Here is a 24,542-nt window from a genome sequence, read left to right as displayed (position 1 = left end):
CTAGTAGGACTCCGTTACGTCTGCCTGTCGGTCCTGTCTGGGGGAACGCTGAAGGTGTGGACGCACATGAAGTGAACCGGGCTCGGGCGAAGTTGGCGTTATTCGTGGCTGATGTGTTCGCCTCGGTGCCGCGCAAGGACCAGCGGGCCAAGGGCGACTGCTATCTGCGGGGACTGATGGTGGAGGGTCGCCGCAAGTCGATCCAGGCCATGGCGTCGCGGCTGCCGGACGGCAACGAGCAGAACTTGCAGCAGTTCGTGAACCAGTCGACCTGGGATCCGGTGCCGGTGCGGCGGCGGATCGCGGAACGGATGGTGCCGCTGATCGGCCCGGAAGCCTGGGCGGTCGACGACGTGTCGTTTCCCAAGGACGGCCGAATGTCGGTCGCCGTCGCGCACCAGTACTGCGGGGCCTTGGGCAAGCAGGCGAACTGTCAGGTGGCGGTCAGCGTGCACGCGGTCACCGATGCCTCCTCTGTCCCGCTTCAGTGGCGGCTGTTCCTGCCCAGGGAGTGGGACAGCGATGCCGAACGCCGACGTCGCTGCCAGGTGCCCGATGAGGTCGGGCACCGGGAGAAGTGGCGCCTGGCCCTGGACACACTCGACGAGCTGGCCGGGTGGGGGTGTGAGTTCCCGGCTCTGTGCGGTGGCTGAAGGCGTGTTGAGCTGGGGAGTCGGCGCAGATCTGTATTCTCATGAGGAGTTGGTGTGCTGATCTGACCAGCTTGAACTGCGGAGTGTTGACCTCTGGTTAGAGGTGCATGGGACTGCGAGTTGCTGATACGTAGTCGAGCTGGAATATCGCGGATACCTCGGGAACCCCTGTGGATTTGGCGGCGTTTTCGCAGGTCAGGTAGCTGATGGAGTGCAGGGGTGGTTTGCTGCTTTGTGGGCGGCCGTCCTGAGAGGCGGCAGGGGTTCGTACTGTCGGGGCGTTTGCGATCATGGCTCGCAGACCGGGCCGTGAGGCCCCGGTCCGGTCAGCGGTGCGGTACCCGAAGAGCGCTGAGCACGGCCCGGTGGTGGCAGGGGAGCTCATCCTCGTGCCGCCGCACGATCCGGTGGACCCCACAGGACCAACCGGGCCCCGTCCGTGAATCGTGGACGGGGCCCGTCGCGTGCGCGGCGGAGCTCATGGCCGGTTGGAAAAGCGGCGGTGGTGGGGCGTCCCGCCGGGCAGAATCGGGTGATCGACACGTCCCTTTGGGGGAGCTATGCAGGAACTTCGCTTCGACGACGACATCCGGTTCACCGCAACGGTCAGCAGCGATCAGACGTGGCTGAAGCGCGCGCTGGGAGCCCACGAGCTGAGCGTCCAACTCGCCGTCGGAGTGTCGCCCTTCATCGAGGCCGGGAAGATCCTCGCCCTTGAGACGGACCTGTTCGGCTTCGACACGACAGGGCAGCGCCACCGGCTCGCCCGGACCACGGCGAACCTGGCGTACACCCCGAAGATCACCGTCCACCGCGTGAACCTGTCCTTCGCGCTGACGTCGCTGCAAGTCCATGCGATCGAGGAAGGCCGCACCGGCGACGTACGGTTCGAGATCGACCTCAACGCGACGCTGCCACAGGCGCCCGGCTACCCGGGGAGCGCTCAGGACACGGTGCACATCACCATCGCCAAGAGCCGGTGGGAACAGCAGCTCGCGCAGCTGGGGCCGTCCGCGGCGTTCGAGATGGCCGTACCGTATCCGCTCGGCGACCCGGAGAGAGACGAGGTCGGCAGGACCCTGCGAGAGGCGCAGCGTCTGCTGACCATGGGCGAGATCCCCGCGTCCATCCTGCAGATCAGGCGGGCACTGGAGTGGGTCCGGGAGAACGCAGGCTGGGACAACCCCGGCAGGAAGGTCCCCAGCCAGTGCAGCCAGACCGAGCGGTGGTGGCGGATCCAGGACGCCCTGTACAGCCAGACGTGCGGCGCGCTGCACAATGACGCGGTCACCAGGGCCTGCGTTCCGCGCAATTCAGGGGTTCTGGAGTCCATGCCGAGGTGAAGGTGCAGGTCAGCAGGCTGGAGTCTGGTGACACGGCCGGATTCGCCTAGAGACGCGATTTTCCGGATTCACCTGCGCTGAACTGGTCTTGCTCCGTATGTTCTGGAGTCGTGTATGTGAAGACGACGAAGCGGGAGAACAAGTCCGGCACGGTCCGGTACCTGCACCTGGCTCACAACGAGTGGGATCCGGTGAAGGGCCGGGCGGTCCCCAAGGTGCTGTTCTCGTTCGGCCGTGAGGACGACCTCGACCGGGACGCGGTGAAGCGCCTGGTCGCGTCTCTATCGCGGCTGCTGGAACCGGGCGAGGCACTGGCGTCGACCGCGGCGGGTGACCTGGAGTTCGTCTCGTCGGTCCCGTTCGGCGGCACCTACGTCCTCGATCATCTGTGGCGGCGGCTGCAGATCGACAAGATCGTCGGGCGGGCAGCCCAAACGGGGCCGACGCCGGGACATGTCGGTGACCGAGCGGGTGCTGTTCTCCATGGTCGCGAACCGGGCCCTGGCCCCGTCGTCGAAGCTGGCCGCCGCGGACTGGGTCACGCACGACGTGCATGTCGACGGCCTGCCGGCCACCGACGACGACGCCTGCTACCGGGCGATGGACTGGCTCCACGATGTCCAGGACGACCTGGAGAAGCGGGTGTTCGACGAGGTCGCGAACCTCCTCAACCTCGAGGTCGACCTGCTGTTCTTCGACACCACCAGCACCTACTTCGAACTGGAGGGACCGGATGAGCCCGTCGCCCGCGACGACAAGGGCCGCCTCCTGACGGACGACCGCCCAACCGCTGAAGAGGACGGCGAGCCCGCCGACCAGGCCGGGTTCCGCACCTTCGGCAAGTCGAAGGACTCCCGCGACGACCTTCCGCAGATCGTGATCGGAATGGCCGTCACCAGGGACGGCATCCCGGTCCGCGTCTGGTCCTGGCCCGGCAACACCGGTGACCAGAAGCTGATCCGGCAGGTCAAGGACGACATGCGGGACTGGACCCTGAGCAAGATCGTGTGGGTCACCGACCGGGGATTCTCCAGCGAACGCAACCGCCGCTACCTCCGCCAGGGCGAGAACGCCTACATCGTCGGCGAGAAACTCCGCTCCGGCAGTCCGGAGGTGAAGGCCGCCCTGTCCCGGCAGGGCCGTTACGGCGAGATCGCCCAGAACATGCGGGTCAAGGAGGTGCGGATCTCCGACACCGAACGGTTCGTGATCTGCCACAACCCCGAAGCCGCCACCCGTGACCAGCACATACGCGAACAACTCGTCGCCCAGCTCACCCTCCTGATCGAAGACACCGACAAGCTCAGCGAGTTCAAGCGCGGCGAACTCCGCGGCAAGATCGCCGACAAGCCCGGCCTCAACCGCTACCTCCGCACCACACCGGCCGGCAAGCTCCGCATCGACACCGCGAAGATCAAGGCCGAGGAGAACCTCGACGGCAAGTACCTGCTGCGATGCTCCGACCCCGACCTGTCCGCCGAGGACATCGCGCTCGGTTACAAGCAACTCCTGGAAGTCGAGCGGGGCTGGCGGGACATGAAGCAGATCATCGACCTGCGGCCCGTCTATCACCGCCTCGAGGAACGCATACGCGCACACGTCGTCCTCTGCTGGCTCGCCCTGTTGCTGATCCGCATCACCGAGACCACCACCGGCGCGACCTGGCCGACCGTCCGCCGCGAACTCGACCGGCTCCACCTCGGCACCTTCACCGGCCCCACCGGCCTGTTCCGGCAGGTCACCGCCCTCACCAAGCCCCAGACCGACCTCCCGGCCAAGCTCGGCATCCCCACACCGAAGCAGATCATCGCCCTCGAACCCACACCCCGCTGACCAGCACGAACACCAACGCCTAGAGAAACGCCTCTCAGGCGCCCTCACCCATGTCCGCGCAGGTCAGGCCCAAGATTCGTGACTCTAGGCCGCTGAATTACGCGGAACGCAGGACAACGGTCGGCCTTCTGGGGTTCACCTCAATCGTCGACACCGTCGCGGCTGCCCTGCAGTCCCGCTCCCTGGACCCCGTCACCATCGGGATCAACGCTCCCTGGGGCGGAGGAAAGTCCACCGTTCTGGGCCTGCTGCAGGACGAGCTTGGCCGTCAGAGCGGCTACCGAGTCATTCGCCTCGATCCGTGGGAGTTTGACGACCAGTTCGATGTGCGCGGCGCCGTTATCGGTGAAGTCCTGCAGGACCTCCTCACGACCTATCCGGATGAAGGACTCGATGACCGGGTCAAAGACCTGTTGGAGCGCATCAGTTGGTCACGTGTCGCCTCCAGCATGGCTCGTGGCAGGCTAGTAGCACAGACCGAAGAGCTCGTCCAAGCACTCACGCCCCGATCGAAGGAGAACGCCAGGAGCCTGGCGGGCTTTCGCAGTGAGTTCGCCAAGCTGCTTCAGGACCTGGCTCCGCTGCAGCGGCTGGTCGTACTGGTGGACGACCTCGACCGGTGCCTACCGGACGCAGGTGATGGCCACGTTGGAGGCCATCAAGCTGTTCCTGTCGGTTGAGAAGGTGGCCTTCGTGCTGGCGGCTGATCAGGAGATGGTGCGGGAGTCCATCGCCGTCAGCCTCGATGCCACAGGCCGCGGTGAACAGTTTGCGCAGCGCTACCTGGAAAAAATCGTCCAACTGCCCCTGTCGCTCCCGCGCATCAGTGCGGACGAGGCGGCCGCGTTCATCACTCTCCTGCTGTCCGAACGGCGCTGTCCGCAGGAAGAGCAGTACACACAGCTGATCGGACACGCGCAACAGCGACGTGCTCAGGGCCTGTCACCCGTCCTGGCCGACATGCAGAGCCTGCCGTGGGAACCCGACGCCGACACCGTGGGGCTGGCCAGCCGTCTCGCCACCGGCCTGTCAGCCCACCGCTCGGGAAGTCCCCGCAGCATCAAGCGGTTCCTCAACGCATGGGCGCTGCGCACCAGGATCGCCGAGCGGCACGGCATCGCCATCGAGGCCTCGGTGATCGCCAAGCTCATGCTGCTGGAAGATAGCCACAGCAAGGACTTCGAGACGCTCGTTGGACTCCAGGACGCCCAGCGCAGCGAACTGCTGCAGCGCTGGCAGGCTTGGGGGCGCGGCGAGCAGCGTGACAAACCCGACGAGGTCAGCGAAGCGAGCAAGGAGTGGGCCGCGTCCGACCCTGACCTCATCAACGCCCCGATCGGCCCGTATCTGAGCCTGGCCGCGTCACTCGTGAGTCTTACTGCCGCGGCCTCCCTGACACAGCAGCAGCTCTCCTGGGTGAGCGACCTGGCCAGCGCTTCGGACCCGCACCGCAATGACGCCCAGACACAGATCGTGGCTGCCCCCGTCGCCGACCAGCAGGCCGTCGTCCAGGCACTGATTCAGCGGGCACGCCGAGAGTCGGAAACCGATCACCTGGTTCAGTCCCTCGTCCACATTGCCATCCACACAGCCGAGCTGCGTCAACTGATCGCGCAGGGTCTGTGGGAGATACGCAAGTACCTCCTGCCCGGGGCCGTCGTCGACATCGACAGCAGCGACGTCGACGAGCTGCGGGCGCTGCTTCCCCGGCTGGCCGAGGCCACCGACATCGAGCCGGCGGTGCAGCAAGCAGCGCAGATGGCGCTGGGGCGCTGATGGGCACCTCCGGCTCCTACGGCGGCAGCGGCACGTCCGACTGGCAGGAAGCCCACGACGCCTTCGACGCCCTGCCCGGGTCTGCTCCTGCCGGCCCCGGCCATGGGGATCCTTCCGATCCCGCGCAGGACCAGCAGCAGCCGCTCGACAATCTCCTCGACGCTCTCGGCGCGGCCCTGCAGAAGGACGACGCGGACCGCGGAAGGCCATCGGCCGCCGGGTACCCGCTCTCCGCCCTGCTCGCCTCTCCCCGAGGCAGCGGCGGCGGCGGGGGAGGGGGCGCCGGAGCAGGAACCCAAACACCCACGGGCAGAGCTGGCGCAGGTTCACGACGGCAGGTCGTCAAAGGCTCCGCCCGTGGGGCCGCTGCCCTTGCCGGCGCCTACGCGCTGCGCAGCGGCGACGCAGCCCGGCTGCAGGAACTCGGCCTCGATCTCGCCGAACTGCGCAGCATGGGCCCACGGGCACAGATCTCCCGCATCCTGCAGGCGGTGCTCGGCGACGCAGGCCACCCCGACGAAGCCGCCCTGAGAAAAGCCGCCACCAGATGGGTCAAGGCCGTGCTCCTCGATCCCCAGCCGCCCGCACCTCAGGAGGGCATGCGAGGACTCGTCACCGAGTGGATTTACGAGCTCTCCCTGGTCGAACTCGGCTCCCAGAAGGCCCAGGGGAACCTGACCGCGCAGGAGGCGATCCGTAAACAACGATGGCTGCGCTCCTGGCTGGAGCGCCGCCTCAAAGGCCTCATCGTCCCCGATACACGACGCATGACCGTACAGGAATTCACCGCTACAGCAGCCAAGGTGACCGGGGAGGCACTGCGCATGCTGCGCGCACGACGCTCATGACCACTGCCATCGAAGTGCTCCCGCACGACACCGATCAGCACGAACCCTCTGCCAGACCCCTGCGCTGGGCCCGTACGCGCGGCGACGGCCCGACCGCCGAAGTCACCGGCACCCTCGGGTGGGATCTGGACCTGATCGGGCGGGCCCCTGTGGCCGCGGCAGATCTGGCCCGTATCGCGGCATCGGCCTATCTCGCCGATCGCACGGCCCGCCGTCCCCTCACGTTCGTCAGGACGATCGAGCTCACCGCCCACACGGTGAACCCCGAACCCTGGAACGGTACGTGCGGCCAGCTCACCGAAGAGCTGCTGCACTGGCTCACCGGTGATGTGTGGCACCTGCACGCCGTACCCGCCCCGCCCACCGACCGCACCCTGACTCCCCTGGAACCGGCCGACGACGTCATGCTCCTCAGCGGCGGCCTCGACTCCCTGTGCGGCGCCGTCGACCACCTGACGGACGGCACCCAACGGATCCATCTGAGCCACTACGACGGCAGCACCGCAGTACGCAGCGCACAGACCAAAGCCCGCTCCTACCTGCAAAGCCGCGCCCCCCAGCCCCTGCGGCATCTCAGCGCCAAGATCTGCCAGACCGGCCCCTCCCCGGAGCCCTCTTCACGCAGCCGGAGCCTGCTGTTTGCCGCCCTGGCTGCCGCGACCGCAGCCAGCGCCGCCAGCCCGCAGATCACGGTGCCCGAGAACGGATTCACCAGCATCAACCCACCACTCACCCCAGCACGCGGCGGCGCCCTGTCCACCCGGTCCACTCATCCCGGAACCTTCAGCCGCCTCAACACCCTTCTGGCCAGCGCAGACATCTCCGTCCAGATCGCCAACCCCTACCTCCACCGCACCAAAGGCGAGCTCCTCGCACGCGCCCACGACCGCGCCGGAGCCACGCTGCTCGCCGCGGCCGCCGAGACCCTCTCCTGCGGCAAACTCGACGGGGCCCGCTATCCGGGCGGCAACGCGAACCTCAACTGCGGCCTGTGCGTAGCCTGCCTGGTACGCCGCGGGTCCTTCACCGCCGGCCCCTACCGCGACCCCACCGTCTACCTCGTTGACCGCCTAGAGGGCACCTCGCACCAGCGGCTGCTCACCAACCGTCGCAAAGACGTCCACGACGTCCAGCAGGCCATCCTCAACGGCATCGACGACACCGATATCCTTGCCGTCGGCGATCTGCCCCCCGAGACCGACTTCGACGCCGTCGTGGACCTGTGCCAGCGAGGCCTCCAGGAACTGAGCCGTGTCCCACTTCCCTGACGAACTACCTGCGCTGGACTGCCACGCCCACATCGCCCCCGACGTCACCAACTCCCAGATCGACGCACTCCACGGAGCGGTCGTGCTCGCCATGACCCGCACGCCGGCAGAGACCACCCACGCCCTGCGCCGGAGGGACACCACGCTGGTCTGGGGCACCGGCGCGCACCCCGCGGTACCGGCCGCGCTCAAGGCCTTCAGCCCACGGCAGTTCCGCACCACCCTGAAGCAGACCTGCCTCATCGGCGAAGTCGGACTCGACCGCCGCGGCAGCCTCGACACGCAGCGCTCCGTGCTCACCCAGATCCTCGACGCCGCCCGCGACGAGCCGGTCATCCTCTCCCTGCACAGCAGCGGGCGCACCGGACCCCTGATGGACCTGCTCACCAGCCACCCGCATCCGGGCATCATCCTGCACTGGTTCCTGGGCAGCCCCGCCGAGCAGAAACAGGCCCTTGACCTGGGCGCCTACTTCTCGGTGAATGCCGCCATGCCAGACGGTGCCCTCACCGCGCTTCCCTTGCACCGCCTGCTTCCCGAGACCGACTTTCCCGCCAGCAGACGGACCACCCGAGCGACCCGCCCCGGAGTCGTCGAGCCGATCGAACAGCGGCTAGCCCAACTACACGCCACGACACCACAGCTGATCAGACGCCGCTTCTGGCAGAACCTGCGTGAACTGACCACCCGAACGCAGGTACTGGACCGCCTGCCGGAGCCCATCGCGGACTGGGCCCTGGAAGCCTGACCCCAAACGGTCCGGCACACGCCACGAGAGACGGCAGAATACGCCCGCCACGGGGTTCACTCACTCACGCCGACGCGATCGACGATCTCCGGGCGGCCGGCCAGCGAACCTGGTAGACGACATCCGCGCAGACTCCCCGCCCGGAGGAGCTGCGCCTCCTTCAGCCCCCGCGCGGTAGACAGGTCGGCGCGGGTGAGATCGGTGTCCGCCAGATCGGCGCCCTTGAGGTTCGCACCGCGCAGATCCGCCTCGGTGAAAGTGGCTCCTTTCAGCAGGGCCCCCTGCAAAGAGGCGTCTTGGAGCTCTGCACCCTTCAGATGGAGGCCAGCCAGGTCTACCGGCCTACGACGGCCGCCCCACCGAGAACGCTTCACCGTCAGCGCACGCAGCGCCTCCAGGACCTGCTCCTTCGGCTTCTTCGGCAGCTGCGCTGCATCCAGCGCCGTTGTCGCAGCGTCCGGTGCATGACGGCGCACGAAGGCATTGAGTACCCGCGCCGCATGCTCGCCCTGATCCGGCGCGTCCTGGACGATCTGCTCCATCGCCAAGACACCCCCGATACGCACATACTCCTCGTCCGAGCTCAGCCGCTCCAACGCCTTGGTGAAGCGATCAGTGACCTGACCCCGGCGACTGAGCCGAAAGGTACGCGCCGTATAGGTCAGGGCGATGCCGGCCCCGACAGCGGCGACCACCTGTACGACCGCCAGACGGAACTGGCCCACGGCCGCTGCACGACCAGGGGCATCCAGAGAAGACCAATCGCTGCTTGTCACCCAGCGCGTCAGACGCCGAGTGAGAGGAGTGAAGACGAGAGCCAATACGCCGGCAAGCAAGGCCGCACCCATGACTGACAGAGCGATCCACCGTGTCCTCCTCCACCACATGCGATCTTTCTACCGTGCCCGGCCGTCATGGTGCACACCGCGCGCTCGGGGCCGTGTGCACCATGACGGCTTCGGCCTGCCGGCCCGACACGTCAATCCGCCCGACAAGGGCGAGTCCTGGCCGTCAGAGTGGGCAACTGGGTGCACGGTCCTGCCCGACTCCTCACACACCGAACAACGCCGTCTGCCCCGGGCGAGTATTCCAGTGCGGCACGCAGTGAGCGCCGCGCCCTACACGTGACTGCTCCTCCCTCGTGACACCTGGGTGGCTGCAGGGCGGGGAGAATCGGACGTGACGGCTTGCGAGACGCCATAACGCGGGTGCACCGCATCGGGGAGGAACACGACGTTGAACACCGTACGGGCCCGGGTGTGGCAGTTCCGGGTGCAAGGGGCGATGGTGACCGCCACACAGGTCGGACAGGGTGACCTGGGGGTGGGGCTGGCCCGGCTCATCCACATCAACGCGCTCGCCTGCGATCTCAACCGGGTCGTCGACTACCGGACCAAGCAGCTCGAGGTCCGCCTTCTGGCCAGCTATCTCGATGCCCCCAGCGCCGGTGCCCCGCTCCAGGTCGATCACCGGGCATTTGTGGCGAGCTCGCGGCATATCCGCGGCTTCGTCACCGAAAGCTCAGGGCTGGGCATGCTGACGGCGGCCAGCGAAGCCCTCTTCGCCTGGGACAACGCGGCGCACGCCCTGCACAGTTTCGACGCATTGCCCGGCGGCATGCTGTCGGGCTATCAAAACGGCGGTGTCAGACCGGACTTGCTGTTCCATCTGCCTGGCGGCCGCGTCGCGGGAGAGGCCCGGGGTCGGCATCGCCGCGCCAAGACTCTCCTGCCGACGCGGCCGCTCGCCGAGCAGAAGAGGCGACTGCAGGAACTCGCTCTCTGGTCGGCGTCCCACCGCGACCACGCCTACTTCATGAGCTGGGTCTGGATCGGTCGCTCCGGCGTCGCCGTGGACATCTTCCTTCCTCAGGACCAACGCTGGGACGGTGCACTGGACGCCCGCTGGAAGCGGCAGAGCGCAGGCGACCAGTGGCGCTTTCCGGTGGAGGACCCCTTGGGGCAGATGCCGGACGGCGATCCCGAACCGCCGCCCGCCACGCCATCCACCACGCCGCTCGACACGCTGCCCACCACGGACGCGCTGCAGCCGGTGATGTCGGTGCCCGTTGCTGCCCCCACACCACCCAGGGCCGACCCGCTCTCACGGACCGGCCGCATGGTACAGCGGCTGTACGACACCGCCCCCGCACTCGACGCGGAACTCGCAGACATTGCCGTCCGCGGCACCTGGGTGCCCGCCGACGCGCTGGGGCCTGCCCAGTACGAGGTGCTGCTGGCCGTCCTGGCCGAACAGCCCCCACCTCAAGCCGGTGTCCGAGAGCGACTCGCACGGGCCGAAGGCCGCTTCGACGCCTGCCTCGACGGACGCCTGCTCACCGTCGTGCGCTCAGCAGCCCAACCGCCTCCAGCCTGGCAGGACTTGGAACAGGTGCTGTTGAGCCCGGCGTGACACACCGGGATACCACTGGTCCATAACCAGGATGGGGCGAGGAGGCAGTGGCCATGCGACGGCCGCCGTAGAGTGGGCTCCTCAATGCCGGTGAAACGGGCGGTTGGGCAGGGACGCAGGCGCAAGTTGGCGGGGGAACGGGTGCAGCAACACATTGTCGGAGTGCATGGGATCAAGCAGGGCCGTACGTCGCGGCGCGAGCTGATCAAAGATTGGACCAAGGCCCTCAACCGCGGTATCACCGCCCTGCACGGGCAGGACGCGGTGCGCACCGACCCCCGGCTGACGCCCACCCTGGAGATTCCGCACTGGTCCTCGCTCCTGGCACGGGGCGCGGACCGGCTGGGCGGCCCGTCCGACTCCTTCCCGGACGACTCCACTGCCCTGACTGACGATGAGGAAGCCTTCATCGTCGAGGCGCTGGACGATCTGCTGACGCCGCAGGAGCGGGCGCTGGCCGAGGAGCTGGACCCGACGACGCTCGGGCTGCCGAAGCTGCCGCCTAGCGTCACCCGTCGCGCCATGGTCTACGACCGGCGCACCCCTGACAGCGTCGTCGGCAAGCTCATCACCCGTCTACGTGAGGTCCGCTTCTATCTCAAGCACCCCAACCTCGCCTCCGAGGTGCAGGAACACGCCGTCAAGGCGTTCAGCGACGACACGGCCACCGTCGTCATCGGCCACTCGCTGGGCAGCGTGATCGCCTATGACCTCATCCGGCAGGAGAAGATCGCTGCTCCCGGCACCGCCGGAACCGCCGTGCACACCTTCGTCACCTGCGGCTCGCCCCTGGGCATCCCCGCGGTGCGGCGCGCCATGAACATTCCGGAGCCGGAGCTGCTCGCCATGCCGGCTCACATCAAATGGCTCAACGTCTACGACCCGGACGATGTCGTCACCGGTGCAGCCGGTCTGGCCCTGGGCGCCCGCAACGTCACCGACGTCGAAGTCGACAACGGCAACATCGATCCCCACGCGGCCCAGGCATACCTGCGCACCCTCCCGGTCGCGCGGGCGGCCACCCGTAGCTGGTCATGACCGAAGAACACGTCCCGTCCACGTTCCACCGGCGCCTGGTCGTCATTGCCGTCAGCGACTACGACAACGGCACCCCGGCCGAACGGGAGGCCTTCCGCGCCGGCATCAGCGCCCAGGTATCGGTCGTAGAAGACTGGTGGGCGGGCGAACGCCTGGAAGCCGAACGGCGCTTCACTCCTGCCGCCCCGCCTAAGCCGCTGCTCAGCGTGCACGATCTGCGGTGCTTTCTGATCGACCAGGACCTGGCCGACGCCGACGACGACGAAGCGCTGGTCATCTACATCACCGGCCACGGTCTCGCCCCCCGCGGACGGCAGCATTTTCTGCAGCTGCCCGACACGGATGAGAACCGCCCCCTGGGCACTGCGTTCCCCACGGCCGAACTCATCGCCACTGCCCTCGACTCCCGCGCCGGGCACGTCCTGGTCATGGTCGACTCCTGCTTCTCCGGGCGCCTGACGGACGAACTCCAAGACACCCTCAAAGCCCTGGACGAGGACCGCCGAGCTTTGGGATCCCTGGTCGTGCTGACCGCCGGCAACGAAGATGCCAGACCGCGACTTCAGGCCTTCACCTCACTGCTGGCCGCGGTCCGCGCGCACTGCGAAGACCAGACCAACGGATACGCGCGCTCCCATCTGAGCTGGGAAGACTTCCATGCGATCCGCGCCGCCATCTGGGACCGCACCACCATGGCGGACATCCACCGCATCTGGCCCCCGGGCGACAGCGTCAGCCTCCAACTCGCCTCCCGCGCCCTGAGTCCCTGCCTGCCCAACCCCGGCTACACCGACACCACCCTCCTTGAGGACGCCCGCAGCCAGGTCGGCTGGAACCGCGCAGACCTGGACGAGTACTGGATCTCCCGGGCCACCGGCCAGATGTCCGGCAGCAGCCCGGGCTGGTACTTCACCGGACGTGCCGCCCTGGTCAGCCGCATGATCGAGTTTCTGGACGGTGACGACGGCGTCCTCATCGTGACCGGGTCCGCCGGCTCCGGGAAGAGCGCCCTACTGGCCCGCCTGGTTACACTCAGCGATCCCCGATTCCGGGCCGACGACGCTTACCGGCCCGTCCTCGACGCCATCCCCGAACACCTTCAAGTTCCTGAAAGAGCCGTAGACGCGGCAGTACTGGCCCGCAACACCGACCCGCACGAACTGTCCGCCGCGCTCTACGAGGCCCTCACCGGCCGCCCGACACCGGCCGGTCATGATCCGATTGAGGAACTGCGCGTCTATGTCCGCGCCTCCGTGCTGAGCAACGGCACACCCCTCACCGTAGTGATTGACGGGATCGACGAAGCCCGCAACCCGCGCCGCATCATCACCGACGTCCTGCGCCCGCTGGCCACCCTGCGCGCCGAGGGCCAGCCCCTCATCCGACTCCTCCTCGGCATCCGCAGCCCCGCCCCCGCCAGCCTCGACTCCTCCAGTGCCACCCCCGCCGACCCGACCGGCAGTGATCTCCTGGCCCTGCTGCAGCGGGCAACCGACGCCGGCCCGGCAGTGCGTACCGACGCCCTCACCGCACAGGACGACATCGCCGCCTACACCGCATCCCTGCTGCACGCCGACCCCCAGGCGGGCTCGCGCCTCCTTGATCGCGACGACGACCGCATCAGCCGTGTCGCCACAGCGGTGGCCGAAGAGGTGGCCCCGTCCTTTCTGGACGCCCGGCTCGCCGCCCAGCAACTGCACGCCCGCACCCTCCTGCCTCAGCCCACCGACCTAGCCTGGCGCCGCCAGCTGAGACAGGGAACGCACGAACTGCTTCGCCAAGACCTCGCCGACGTGGCCCTGCACGGTGACGCAACCTCCGAAGAACTCCTGGCCGTCCTGCGCGCCACCGCCTTCGCCCAGGGGGCGGGCCTGCCGTGGGCCGACATCTGGCCGGCCGCGGTGAACGCCCTGCATCCCCCCTGCGACGACGCGGCAGCCGCTATCCGCCAAGTGGTACGTGACAGCCGGCTGACCGGATACCTGACAACCGCCCAGGAAGACGGCAGAACCGTCTATCGCCCCATCCACGAACGCGTCAGCGAAACACTGCGCACCGCACCCCACACACTCCTGGCCCCCACCGACACCTCCGCCACACCCACCCAGGGCGGCACCGGGACAGCAGACACCACCACCGCTCACCGGCAGCTCACCCAGGCCTTCGCCCGGCTGCTGCCAAGGGCACCCGAGCAACCCCCGCACCCTTACCTGCGACGACACCTGATCACCCACGCCGCACTGGGAAACGCCGTCGACGACGACCACATCCCGGCCCGCTTCCTGCCCTGGGCGACCCGTGACAATGTGCGCGGTTCCCTTGGCCTGCCCATCACCGCCACCGATCGCATCCGGCACCTGGCCGCGTGGGCCCGTATCGAGCCCTTCGTCGGCGACGCACCCCCCGCCTCCCGAGCCGACAGCCTGGCCCTCGCCCAGCACACCGGCAGCGCACGGGCACACACCCCGACGCGGTACCCACAACTACGCCCGCGTTTCAACCACCTTCATCTGCCCACCAACATCCTGGCAGGCACTCCCGCCAACCCCTACGCACTGGCCACCTTCCGCACCACCGACGACTCCCTGGTGCTGGCAGCCACGGACGAGCGGGGCAACCTCACCCTGTGGGACCCCCTCTCCGGCAGCCCCTTCGGCACCGCCCTGGAAGGGCTGGGCTCCCATACCCGCGCGCTCACCGTGCTGGACGACCGCCGCGGGGAGCCCTCCCTCATCGTCGGAAGTGACCAGGGTCTGTGGCGATGCGACCCCCAGACCGGCACGGCCGACCCCCTGCTTGCAGGGCGCATCCGTGCCGTCGCCACTGTCAGCGACGGTGCACGTCGGCGGGGCCGCCGTGGCACACACGGATGGACACTCCTCGCCGTCGCCACCACCGAGGACCTCCTCTTGGTGGACCCCCTCACCGGCCACATCCAGACACAACGGCCCCTGCACAGCATCGGCCGCCTCCAGAGGCAGCAGGATGTCGGCTGGAGGTACCGCAGGCCCCTTGTCCACGCACTCGCCGTCATTCCCGTGCCGGGTGCCGGTCCACTGCTCGCCATTGCCCAGGACGGCAGTTACGTCCCCATCGTGGATGCCCTGACGTTCGACGACGCCAGCGAGCTGCCCTGCACGGGCAGGGGAGCCTCCGCCGTCGTCGGCTTCGCCGCACATAACCACGAACCACGGCTGATCATTGCGTCCCGCTCCGCGAAGTCCGTTCGCATCTGGAACCCGCTGACCCGAGCCCAGCACCCACACCAGCCGATCCGGCAGCCCGTGGCATCCCTGGCCCTGCACCCCGGCCCCTATGGCGAACCCCTGCTGGTCACTGGCAGCAGCGTCGACGGCGCTCTCCACGTCTTCGATACCGACACCGGTGTACTCGTTCGCCAACTCCCCACCGAGCACACCAAGATGATCCGCGGCCTGACGGTCTTCACCGGCCCGCAAGACCAACCCCTCCTGGCCTCCGCATCGTTCGACCGCACTATCCGCCTGTGGGACCTGCAGGCGCCGGCCGCCGACGGCGATACCGATCATCCCTCGGCAGACCATGTCGCCCTCCTGCCGCACCCATCCGGGCCACCCAGCCTCATCAGCGGTGGCCGTGCCGGTGAGATCACCGTGCGCTCCGTACAGACCGGCCAGGCAGCACACGTGCTGACCGCGCCCGACGACCGCCCCTACAAAGACGTCACCGCACTGACCGCTCTCGAACCCACGTGTGACGGCCCCGAACGCATCGCCATCGGGTACGCGGACGGAAGCGTCGAACTCACCACGGAAGCAGGCGCACGGCGTGTCCTGCTTCCCTCGCGCTACTCCAGCAGCAGGGTCAGGGCGCTGGCCCGCTTCCCCCACCCGGAAACCGGGCAGACCGTCCTCGCCGCCGCCATCAGCGACTCCCGTGTCGAGTACCTGCCCATTGACGGCGGCACCCCCCACCTGCCGAGGCTGCGTGTCGAGGCGACCGTGCGGGCGCTAGCCGTGCTGCCCGACACCAGATCACCGGTGCTGGCCATCGCGACCACCCGTGCCGTGCGCCTGCTGCACCCCGGCCACGCTCCGCACATGGGTCTGCCCCAGCGCATCGGTGCCGTGCGCAGCCTGACCGTCGCCGACGGCCGCCTCCTGGCCACCGGCGGATCGGACGGTGTGATCCGGCTGTGGGACCCCTTCGCCCCGCGATCAGAAACCCATGTGCCGCTGACCGGGCACCAAGGCCCCGTCACCGCCCTCGCTGCCCTGCCTCATCCGGACGCCGACCGTGACCTGCTCGTCAGCGCCTGCTCGGACGACACCAGCATCCGTGTGTGGGACTACCAGACGGGCCAGGAGGTTCTCCGCCTGGTCACCGGCGCACCGATCACCTCGCTCGCCGTGCTCCCCACCGGCTCCGCCAACCGCAGCACCGCCCCTGCCGTCATCGTCGGCAGTCCCACGGGAACGGCCGCTGTCACCGTGCACCTCCAAGCCCCAAGCGGCGACACCACACTCAAGGACACCTGAACCGTCCCAACCCTGTGGCGCTGGCAAGGAGGGCCGTAAGGCGCGACGGCTCATCCAGTACTGTCACAAGCCTCGCCCCTTGGCAGCCCACCGCAGCGTCCACCTCGCAGGGGCGTAACCGCACCGGCGTGCACGATCGCCGCTGCCGCAGCGAACGGTGCGAATCAGCCCCCTGGCCCCTATCGCGGGAGTAGCCTCGTTACCGGTCGAGCGCATCGACCCAAGCCGGGGCTGGCCCATGAACAGCCCCACACCGGCAAAGGTGCCCGGGCTTCGTGCACGGCATAGCTGCATCAACTGCGCGCACCACCAAAGCTGTTCAGAAACGATCAGCAGATCCGCATGTGTCCGCCGTCCGCGCACCCGGATCATGGGCCCGGAGCGCAGAACTCGAGGCCATGCCATGAGCAAGGATCACGCCCGAAAACGCCGGGCCCGGCGTACCGCGCAGAACACCGGATCGTCCTACACCTCCGCCAACGCCGGAACCCTGCACACTCACCCCGCCCCCACACTGGTGCCTGTCAGCGGCGCACCGTTCGGCGTGGCCCACACCGCCGACATGGCGGCCGCCTCCGCGGCCATCGGCGCCGGGCTGGCTGACTGTGACCCGTGCCGGGCCTCCGCCATGGCCCGGCTGATGCTGGGGAACTCACTGGTCCTGGCCGTGCTGGCCGCCTCCCTGCCGCTGGTGCCGAACCGGCAGTTCTCCACCGTCACCCACGTCTTCTGGGACGAGGTCCAGCCGCACGCAAACCACCCGTACACCTATGTCTTCACTGCTCGTCTGGGGGCGGTCGAGCGCCAGAACTTCCTTGAGGACCTGATCAGCATCTGGACCATGGTGGTCCCGCATCTGGGCGGGAGCGGCAGGACGTTGGCAGGGGCCGACCCCACCTCCATGATCATTGACCTGGCTCCGGCGCCGCCGCCGGTCTACCGGGCCGGCCTCACTGGCTTCGTCCCCACCCCGCAAGGACCGTTCCCGGCCCTCACCCTCGCGTCGCCGGACATGAGCGGCAGCATCCAGGAACTCGCCGAACGCTATGACTTTCCCTGTTACGTGTGGAACACGTTGCCTGATGTGAGCGCCTGGGTCCTGCAGCATCATTCGGCGACACTGCGCCCCTGGGGTGTACGCCAGGGCGAGGGCAGTCGAAGTCTGACCCTGGGTTCTGCGGAGCATCCTGGTGAGGCGACCAGCGAGTGGATCGACGCGGCCCAACGCGCGGGTTCGGTAGTGGTGTTGGGTCTGTGGACCGGAGACTTCACTTCGCTCATCCATGCCGTGCAGGCACAGGAGATCTTCGCTGTGCGAGCACGACTTGAGTAACCCAGTGTACGCGGGGCCCAGGCCGTTGCTTCCCGCAGCGCGGGGCCCCGCCTGCAAAATCCGGCAGCTGTGCATACAGCGGTCAGGGGCGCCGCGGGCTCTGCGGTGCGGTCAGGGCTCGTCATCGTCGGGATCAGTGAGGAGCCCGAGTTCCGGATCGTAGAGCATGGGGCACCGCACATAGCCGTTGTGGAGCTGCCAGCCCTGACGCAGCACCGCCCTCACCGGCGCGAAGACAAGATTGCCGACTCTTCTTCCGGAGCCGAGCGTCGCTACCGCTGTCTGCCCAGGTTCAAGAGAGGGGCTGTCTACGATCAGGCGGTGCCCGAGACCCGGCAGATAGACGTGCCACGGCGCCAACTGGGCCGGAAGGGGCTGCGGGTAGGGCCGCTCCTCAAAGGCCATGCCGTCCAGCTGAAACTGGCGGCGCAGGATCTGCGCCAGTCCCGGCCGGTCGCCGCCGGCCGGGATCACGCAGTGCACCGGCCGGGACTCCACGCCCGTGCGGCGAAGGTGCGCGCGGATGTCCTGGCTAGGGGCCACGGATTCGCGGTACACCAGCAAGCCGCAGGAGATCGCCATCCACGTGAACAGCAGGGAACGGAACTGCGCGTGCTCCGGCATAGTGGGGTCGTCGGCCTGCACCGGCCAGAAGTCGGGCTCGGTGTGGACTTCCTCGTGGAAGGTCAGCCCTCCGTTAACCATCAGCATGGTCGGCACGGCGATGCCGGCACGCACACAGGCTGCCGTATCCGTCCACCAAGACCACCAGGTGCCGCCATCATGGGCAGGCCCCCAGGAGACGGCCCGCAGTACCACACCCCTTGCGATGTGCACCGGCGGTTCTTCCCACACCATCAGCCCGGATGGCGAGGGCAGGATGCTGGAGATCTCGGCGATGCACGGGATGCCTACGAGCCCCGCGACGCTCGCGGCGGCGTCCCTGGTGATGTAGAACAAGTCCGCTTTGCGTAACCGGCGGCTTTCGGCGTTGGCCAGGGCGACCGTCTGGTCCTGCACCCGCTCGAGTGCCGCCACGGCGGGTGGCATCAAGAAGGTCACCCCTTCCCGCTGCAGCATGTCCGCCCACGTCTGGGGCGCGTTGTAGCGAAGGAAGTCCACTGTCTGCAGCCACAGAGCATGCACGTCCTGGATGCCGGTCCGGTCCACGCTCATAACGGGCTCGATCCTCGAGAAGAGCACAGGCGAAACGGGCCGGCGCGGGCGGGCGGTTGCGGCCCGTGCCGCCCGGTGCTTACGGGTGGTCAGTGCCTGGGCAGAATCTCTTCCCGGCCGACGCGGATGGCCTCCAGATGTTCACGGGTGATGTCCTCGCTGCCGTCGAGGATCCCGGCGACGGCAGCCCCGCAGATGAGCTGGGACAGGTGCAGGAAGTAGCCGCCGGTCCGATCGTGCAGATACCCCGCATGCTGGGTGAGCACGTCCTTGCTCAGCTTACGCATGCGCAGGTTCTTCTCGTAGCCCTTGAGCACGGTCAGGAAGGGGGCCTGGCCCTCGGCGTCGTCGCTCCAGGGCAGCGGGTCTACCCAGGTGACCGGCAGCAGACTGCGCACGTTCTGCTCCTTGGCCAAGGCTGCATTCAACTGGGCGGGGGTGGCCCCCGGCTGCAGCCGCTGGTGGGCGGTCCACAGGGCGTCGTCGCGGCGGTCGCAGCCTTTGCGGGCGGCGTGGACGATGTCGGTCGCGCCGGTGCCGCAGAAGATGGTGGTGATGCCCAGCCGGGTGCGCAGGTAGTCGAAGTAGTGTAGAACCGGGGCGAGTTGACTGGGAGAGACCCGCTGGATGTCGTCGACCAGCAGCAGGCGGGTCTGCTTCCTTTCCATGACGGTGTGCACGGGCAGGGACAGGTCGGGGATGCGGCGCGGCTGACGGGCTTCCGCCTCGCTCTTGGGTTCGGGGGTCAGGGCAAGGAAGGACGCGATCTCCCAGATCCAGTTGAGTTTGTTCTCCGGGTCGTACGGGACGGTGATGTGCACGACCGGAACCCGGTCATCGAAGTGCTTTTCGACCCTGCGCTGCAACTCCCGGCCGATGAGCCGCAGCAGGTACGTCTTGCCGGTGCCGGCCGGGCCGTCGATCACCATGTCCAGCAGGCCCTCATACCGGTTGCCGTTGACGCCGAAGGTGCCTCGGGCCCGCACCAGACAGTCCTTCAGGAACGCGGTGTCGATCATCAGCAGATGGCGGTGGTAGTCCACCCGCGGGTCGTCCTCGTCGACATCCACGTCTGCGGGAGCGCAGTCCAGCAGGTCGGGCGGCTTGAACTCGGTGCGCACATACCGGTCCCAGCCTTCCCAGGAGAAGATCCATGCGGGCAGCGGCGGCGCGGTGCGCACCAGATGGGCGATCTCGGTCCGGGCGGCGGATGAGGCGGGCACGGTGGTCTTCATTCAGCTCTCCTCGGCGGGTGCAGTGCGGGGCGGGTTCATGCGGGCGCAGCGGCGCCGGCCGGTGGCGGGTCGTCCTCGGAGTCGGCCGGGGCAAAAGAGGGCAGGGTGTAGCGGCCGTTGCCGACGTCCCGAGCCGGCACGGGCAGCGAGGGTGCGGCGGGAACAGTGTCGGGGTCCAGAGGCGTGGCCGGCGCCCCGGAGCCGGACGTGTCGCCCGTCTCGAGGCGGAGCACGCCACGGAACGGCAGGCGGGGCTCGGCCGCCTGCCGGGCGGTCGGCCCGCGGCGGGTGCGCCGGTGGCGCTCCTTCACGGCCAGGGTGATGGCCACCTCGTCCTCGCGGCTGCCTCCGCCCAGCGCCCATTCCTCGGCGGCGTCCTGCCAGTGGTAATGCGTCCACGGCAGGTCGGCCAGCATGTGCCGGTAGAGAAACTCCACCGGGATCCACCTGCCGCTCAGCCGGTGGTCGTACAGCCAGGCGACATCGGGATAGTAGGGGTTGTAGCGGGCCTCCCACCGGCCGTTCTTGTGGGAGAGCCCGGAGTCGAGGCCCTCCAGGTCCCGCAGCTGCCCCGGCAGGGACCGGTAGGTACGGTTTTCGATCTGGACACCCTTGTCGGTGACCGTGACCCAGGCCGGCACCAGCAGCTTGCGATTGTCCTCGGCCGTCAGCTGCCTCGGCCAGTAGCCGTAGCCCGCCACCAGCCGGTCGTACATCTGGTTCGGGGACAGCACCATCCCCGGATACAGGGGACTGCGCAGCCCCTCGTGCGGCTGCTGCTGGTAGTCGAGCGCGACCCATTCCTCGGCCGCGGCCTGCATCTGATTGATGCTGAACAGGCGCTGGCGTTCGACCCCGTAGCCGCGCTGCTCGAAGCTGCGGCCGGTCCAGCCCTTCACGTACTGGGCGCAGGTGTCGGCGAAGCTGTGGAAGAAGGCCTCGGCCAGCGGCTTGTCGGTGGGCGTGTCCTTGCGGGCGTATTCGATGCTGATGCCCAGGAAGCTGCACACCATCTTGAAGTGCTCGCTCAGATAGGGGCTGCCCTGGTCGATGACGATGGTCCGCGGGTGGATGACCGGGCGCGCCGCGACGGCCTCAGCGAAGCGGGCATCGGCCGCACACAGTTGGTCGTAGGGCAGGGCCGAGTTGCGGGCCGCGGTCAGCGGGTCCCAGCCGGGCCGCATGGGCAGCGGGGCGAAGCACTGCGCCAGCAGCAGCACCAGATCGAATGCCTTGGTGGCGCGGCCGCCGATACGCCTGCCGGGCGGCCCTTCCCCGGTCACCACGGGAACGATCATGAGGGCTATGCAGGAGCGGGAGGCGACATCGATCGCGGCGGTCAGCTCGGCCGAGATGGCGCGGCCGTCGTCCCCGATCACCTTGATCTTCAGCGGAGAGGTGTCGATCTGCACCAGCTGCCCCGGCCGCAGCGCCACCGACGGCGTGTACGGGCGCTGCGGCTTGCTGTCCTGGCGTGAGCGCCGGCGCGTGGTCTTCTTGAGCTGCTCGGTCAGCCCGAGCTCCTGCATCCGGGTGTAGAACGTCGAGCGGGGCAGCAGCAGCCGCTCCGCCTCCCCCGGATCCTCCAGCTCCCGGCTGTAACGCTGACGGACGAGGGTTTCCACGTCCTCGTACACGCGGTTGACCCGGCCGCCGGACTCGCGGGCGTGGCGGGCGGTGACCTCATGCATCAGCGCGATGACCCGCTTGTCGGTGCGGCCACCCGGGTCGGCGGTGCGGGTCTTGCGGCCGTCGTACAGCAGCACCAGCGGATTCTCGTCGGCGTCCTTCCATACACGGCGCCGATCGTCCAGCGCCCGCCAGCTGAACTCGATGCCCGCGGCGGCGAGTTCGGCCGACTTGGTCTGGCAGCGCTGCTTGAACGTGGTGGTGTCCGGGTCGTAGCCGGGACGTGCCGTCGTGCAGCCGGGCCGCAGCCCGGTGTGGAGTTCCTTCATGTGCTCGTGCCACCACAGAGCCTTCTCCCGCTCGGCGGGGGTGGCGGCCTCCAGCAGCTCGCCCAGCGCAGGCAGCCGCCTGCGGGCCACGTTCTGCCCGTTCTCATCGAGGACGGCGAAGTCCGGGGCGCTTTCCACCTCCCGCCACAGGGTGTCCACCGGCGCCTGGTCGCCCGACAACGCCCGCAGGCTGATCTGCCGCCCCTGAAAAGCAGCGACCTCCCACACGCCACCGCGCCAGCGCACCAGATCCCCCAGGCGGACCCGGTCGGTCTCGAACCAACCCGACACCGTGCCCGTCATCGCCGCCTCCCTGTCGCCCAGACCGGAGAAAAGGGCAGCAGCGGCTGGCCCCAGTCGATGTCCAGACGGCGACGCCAGATCAGCCGGTACACATGGTCGAAGCCGAGGAAGTCAGGCACTCCGCTGGCGGCGACGCCCTCCGCCAGCAGCCGCGGCCGCCGAAACGCAGCCAGCAAGGCCCGCTCATGCGCGTCCTCGCACACGGCCGGCTGCCGATAGTCCGCCACCAGCAGCAGGTTCTCCCGCCGCACCCCATGCGGCACCACTCGCACGCACACGCTCCAGTCGGCCTGAGCGGCGACCTCGCGCAGCGCGGCCAGGCGCTCGCGCCACTGCGGCCCCATCCGGTGCGGTGCGAGCACCACGGCCTGCCGCGTCCCCTCGCGCGTCAGGGCGATGAAGTCCGGCCGCCACCGGTGCCGGACGCAACCCTGCTCCCAATGCAGCTCGACCGGCTCCCCGGCGAACCGGCGAATGGCGGGATCGAAGTCCAACTCGGTGGCCACATACGTGCGCCGCTTGGACCCGCACACCACCAACGTGCCCGTCGTCGCCGACCACCAGTCGCTGAGCTTGCCCTGCCGGCCGTGATAAGCGACCGGATCCGAGGGCGGCTGACGTTCCTCCAACGCCACTCCCCACAGCGCCTCCGGCGCGACGCACACCAAGCGGCCGTCCTCATCGAGATGCCACGCCTTCACATCACGCACCCGCCGCCTCCTGCCCGCGCACCTCCCGGCCGAAGTCGTCGCCCCGCACCGAGCCGTGGCGCCAGCCTGGCCCTCTGGCGTCGGCGACTGACAGCACAGCGAAGCAGGCGTCACTCGAACGAGTGACACCTGCTTGACGAACCCTCCGCCCCAGCCTCGGATCAACTCGCCCTTCACAAGGACCAGTTGTCACACCATGCAGGAGCGATCCCCCAACGAACCGGAAGGCTCGGCGAGTTGACTGTGCCCCACGGCCAGCACCCGCCGACGCCGCCGACGGACACCACCAGCACCGTCGGAGAACGGGACAGCGGCGGGCTGAGCGTGATGATCCAGCCACTGCACCAGCTCGCCCCAGCCGTCCACATCCTCCAGACCCCACCCGGCCATCAGCTGCTGAACCTCCTCCACCCATACCGCCCGTACTGCACGCGTGCGCTCAGCGCACTGCTCAAAGCGCAACATCTCCCGCGCCAACCGGATGGCCTCCGGATAGATCACCAACGGGGCGGTGCGCAGCTCCTGCGCCTCCAAACCCACCCGCCAGGCCCGCTGAGTCCAGCACCACGCGGTGGGCATACGGGCCCACCAGCGCGCCACGACCTGGAAGCCGTCGGCGAACAGCTCCGCTCCCGCCGCGCCGAAACGGCGCTCCAGCCGCAGCCGCTCGCTGTGCGCACGCACCACCTCCTCCAGCCCGTCCAGCCGTACCACGCAGGGGCCCTGGCCACGGTGATCGTCGGTGAACCGCCGATGGCGCAGGCACACCCGCCACTGATCCGGCCACAACAGCCACACCGCCTCATCCACGCCCCGGGCTCGCGCACACAGATCGCAGCACCGCACCACGTGCCCCTCCCGGACCTTGAACGGCCACTGCCAGCGGGCCGCATCATCACCCGACAGCAGAAAACGGCCCTGGAGATTGGTCAGGGCCAGCTGCAACTCATGCGGCGTCCTCCCGGACAGCACCGCCAGGTTGTCCAGCGCCGCCCGGTTGACATCCAGCTCCGCCAGCGCCGGCAGCCGGGGATTGACCGGCTGCCGGCCCGTACCCACCCGATCCAGGAACGCCCCCAGCTCCAGGCCGTGCGTATGCGCCAGACGATTGGCGAACGACCCGGTCGACTCGCCGGCCAGAAACGGCACGACCCCCTTCAGCCGCCTCTGCGGCCCCCACACGCCCGCTCTGTCTGCCATCCCCTTCTCCCACCCGCCAGGCCACCGGCGCATTGTCGGCCCGGCCGCACGCCCGCAGCCCCGCCGGACGCAGCGCGCGACGAAACTTCCGTATCCCAGCCCCCGGTTGTGCATGAGCGCAAGCCCCCCTCACCCGTTCGAGTGAAGCAGCAGCGTCTAGCCGTCACCGACCGTCACACCGTCCTTCCACC

General features: G+C 68.6%; 16 protein-coding genes and 2 pseudogenes. 12 read left to right on the top strand and 6 right to left on the bottom strand.

Annotated elements, in window-relative coordinates; translation table 11 throughout:
• Positions 1–56: 56 nt before the first annotated feature.
• The 8 genes and pseudogenes from AC5P09_RS37480 to AC5P09_RS37445 all read left to right on the top strand — a co-directional run.
• Positions 57–641: pseudogene (locus tag AC5P09_RS37480) on the top strand (IS701 family transposase); the annotation flags it as partial.
• 572 nt (positions 642–1,213) lie between these two features.
• On the top strand, positions 1,214–1,996 hold the full coding sequence (locus tag AC5P09_RS37475) for a hypothetical protein (protein ID WP_493878171.1): 783 nt from the start codon (positions 1,214–1,216) through the stop codon (positions 1,994–1,996).
• 110 nt (positions 1,997–2,106) lie between these two features.
• Positions 2,107–3,829, top strand: a pseudogene (locus AC5P09_RS37470) (IS1634 family transposase).
• 50 nt (positions 3,830–3,879) lie between these two features.
• Positions 3,880–4,509 carry a KAP family P-loop NTPase fold protein gene (locus tag AC5P09_RS37465; RefSeq protein ID WP_493878170.1) on the top strand — a complete coding sequence of 210 codons (630 nt, stop codon included), beginning with the start codon at positions 3,880–3,882 and terminating at the stop codon, positions 4,507–4,509.
• Entirely contained in the window at positions 4,478–5,605 is a 1,128-nt protein-coding gene (locus AC5P09_RS37460; RefSeq protein ID WP_493878169.1) for a P-loop NTPase fold protein, read from the top strand. Before AC5P09_RS37465 ends, AC5P09_RS37460 begins: the two co-directional genes overlap by 32 nt.
• The gene (locus tag AC5P09_RS37455) at positions 5,605–6,453 is read left to right on the top strand and encodes a hypothetical protein (protein WP_493878168.1); all 849 of its coding nucleotides are present in this window, start codon (positions 5,605–5,607) and stop codon (positions 6,451–6,453) included. Before AC5P09_RS37460 ends, AC5P09_RS37455 begins: the two co-directional genes overlap by 1 nt.
• Entirely contained in the window at positions 6,450–7,721 is a 1,272-nt protein-coding gene (locus tag AC5P09_RS37450) for a hypothetical protein (protein WP_493878167.1), read from the top strand. Before AC5P09_RS37455 ends, AC5P09_RS37450 begins: the two co-directional genes overlap by 4 nt.
• Entirely contained in the window at positions 7,705–8,469 is a 765-nt protein-coding gene (locus AC5P09_RS37445) for a TatD family hydrolase (RefSeq protein ID WP_493878166.1), read from the top strand. Before AC5P09_RS37450 ends, AC5P09_RS37445 begins: the two co-directional genes overlap by 17 nt.
• Before the next feature lie 56 nt (positions 8,470–8,525).
• Here AC5P09_RS37445 and AC5P09_RS37440 read toward each other — a convergent pair whose 3' ends face one another.
• Entirely contained in the window at positions 8,526–9,194 is a 669-nt protein-coding gene (locus AC5P09_RS37440) for a pentapeptide repeat-containing protein (protein ID WP_493878165.1), read from the bottom strand.
• A gap of 511 nt (positions 9,195–9,705) precedes the next feature.
• Between AC5P09_RS37440 and AC5P09_RS37435 the strand changes: the two genes are divergently transcribed.
• From AC5P09_RS37435 to AC5P09_RS37420, 4 genes are all read left to right on the top strand, one after another.
• Positions 9,706–10,881, top strand: coding sequence for a hypothetical protein (locus AC5P09_RS37435; protein WP_493878164.1), 1,176 nt, complete (start codon positions 9,706–9,708; stop codon positions 10,879–10,881).
• Between the two features lie 162 nt (positions 10,882–11,043).
• Positions 11,044–11,919 (top strand): endopeptidase, encoded by an 876-nt coding sequence (locus AC5P09_RS37430; protein ID WP_493878163.1) that lies wholly within the window; start codon positions 11,044–11,046, stop codon positions 11,917–11,919.
• Complete coding sequence (locus AC5P09_RS37425; RefSeq protein ID WP_493878162.1) at positions 11,916–16,436, top strand: AAA family ATPase; 4,521 nt, start codon at positions 11,916–11,918, stop codon at positions 16,434–16,436. Before AC5P09_RS37430 ends, AC5P09_RS37425 begins: the two co-directional genes overlap by 4 nt.
• Positions 16,437–16,806: 370 nt before the next feature.
• Complete coding sequence (locus tag AC5P09_RS37420) at positions 16,807–17,769, top strand: hypothetical protein (RefSeq protein WP_493878161.1); 963 nt, start codon at positions 16,807–16,809, stop codon at positions 17,767–17,769.
• A gap of 111 nt (positions 17,770–17,880) precedes the next feature.
• Here AC5P09_RS37420 and AC5P09_RS37415 read toward each other — a convergent pair whose 3' ends face one another.
• The 5 genes from AC5P09_RS37415 to AC5P09_RS37395 all read right to left on the bottom strand — a co-directional run bounded on the left by AC5P09_RS37415 (position 17,881) and on the right by AC5P09_RS37395 (position 24,351).
• Positions 17,881–18,945 carry a hypothetical protein gene (locus AC5P09_RS37415; protein ID WP_493878160.1) on the bottom strand — a complete coding sequence of 355 codons (1,065 nt, stop codon included), beginning with the start codon at positions 18,943–18,945 and terminating at the stop codon, positions 17,881–17,883.
• A gap of 89 nt (positions 18,946–19,034) precedes the next feature.
• Positions 19,035–20,180, bottom strand: coding sequence for an ATP-binding protein (locus AC5P09_RS37410; protein ID WP_493878159.1), 1,146 nt, complete (start codon positions 20,178–20,180; stop codon positions 19,035–19,037).
• A 35-nt stretch (positions 20,181–20,215) separates the two neighbouring features.
• The gene (locus AC5P09_RS37405) at positions 20,216–22,441 is read right to left on the bottom strand and encodes a transposase family protein (protein WP_493878158.1); all 2,226 of its coding nucleotides are present in this window, start codon (positions 22,439–22,441) and stop codon (positions 20,216–20,218) included.
• Positions 22,438–23,151 carry a TnsA-like heteromeric transposase endonuclease subunit gene (locus AC5P09_RS37400; RefSeq protein WP_493878157.1) on the bottom strand — a complete coding sequence of 238 codons (714 nt, stop codon included), beginning with the start codon at positions 23,149–23,151 and terminating at the stop codon, positions 22,438–22,440. Before AC5P09_RS37400 ends, AC5P09_RS37405 begins: the two co-directional genes overlap by 4 nt.
• A 189-nt stretch (positions 23,152–23,340) precedes the next feature.
• Positions 23,341–24,351 carry a TniQ family protein gene (locus AC5P09_RS37395; protein WP_493878156.1) on the bottom strand — a complete coding sequence of 337 codons (1,011 nt, stop codon included), beginning with the start codon at positions 24,349–24,351 and terminating at the stop codon, positions 23,341–23,343.
• Positions 24,352–24,542: the final 191 nt, after the last annotated feature.

It is taken from the genome of Streptomyces sp. a15 (assembly GCF_059026085.1).
Note: the sequence above shows the minus strand (reverse complement) of the source record. Positions and strands in the feature narration are given on the sequence as shown.

Coding starts and splice junctions, on each gene's coding strand:
- AC5P09_RS37475 (WP_493878171.1), top strand. CDS start 1,214: ATGCAGGAACTTCGCTTCGACGACGACATCCGGTTCACCGCAACGGTC.
- AC5P09_RS37465 (WP_493878170.1), top strand. CDS start 3,880: ATGTCCGCGCAGGTCAGGCCCAAGATTCGTGACTCTAGGCCGCTGAAT.
- AC5P09_RS37455 (WP_493878168.1), top strand. CDS start 5,605: ATGGGCACCTCCGGCTCCTACGGCGGCAGCGGCACGTCCGACTGGCAG.
- AC5P09_RS37450 (WP_493878167.1), top strand. CDS start 6,450: ATGACCACTGCCATCGAAGTGCTCCCGCACGACACCGATCAGCACGAA.
- AC5P09_RS37425 (WP_493878162.1), top strand. CDS start 11,916: ATGACCGAAGAACACGTCCCGTCCACGTTCCACCGGCGCCTGGTCGTC.
- AC5P09_RS37420 (WP_493878161.1), top strand. CDS start 16,807: ATGGGCCCGGAGCGCAGAACTCGAGGCCATGCCATGAGCAAGGATCAC.
- AC5P09_RS37415 (WP_493878160.1), bottom strand. CDS start 18,945: ATGAGCGTGGACCGGACCGGCATCCAGGACGTGCATGCTCTGTGGCTG.
- AC5P09_RS37410 (WP_493878159.1), bottom strand. CDS start 20,180: ATGAAGACCACCGTGCCCGCCTCATCCGCCGCCCGGACCGAGATCGCC.
- AC5P09_RS37405 (WP_493878158.1), bottom strand. CDS start 22,441: ATGACGGGCACGGTGTCGGGTTGGTTCGAGACCGACCGGGTCCGCCTG.
- AC5P09_RS37395 (WP_493878156.1), bottom strand. CDS start 24,351: ATGGCAGACAGAGCGGGCGTGTGGGGGCCGCAGAGGCGGCTGAAGGGG.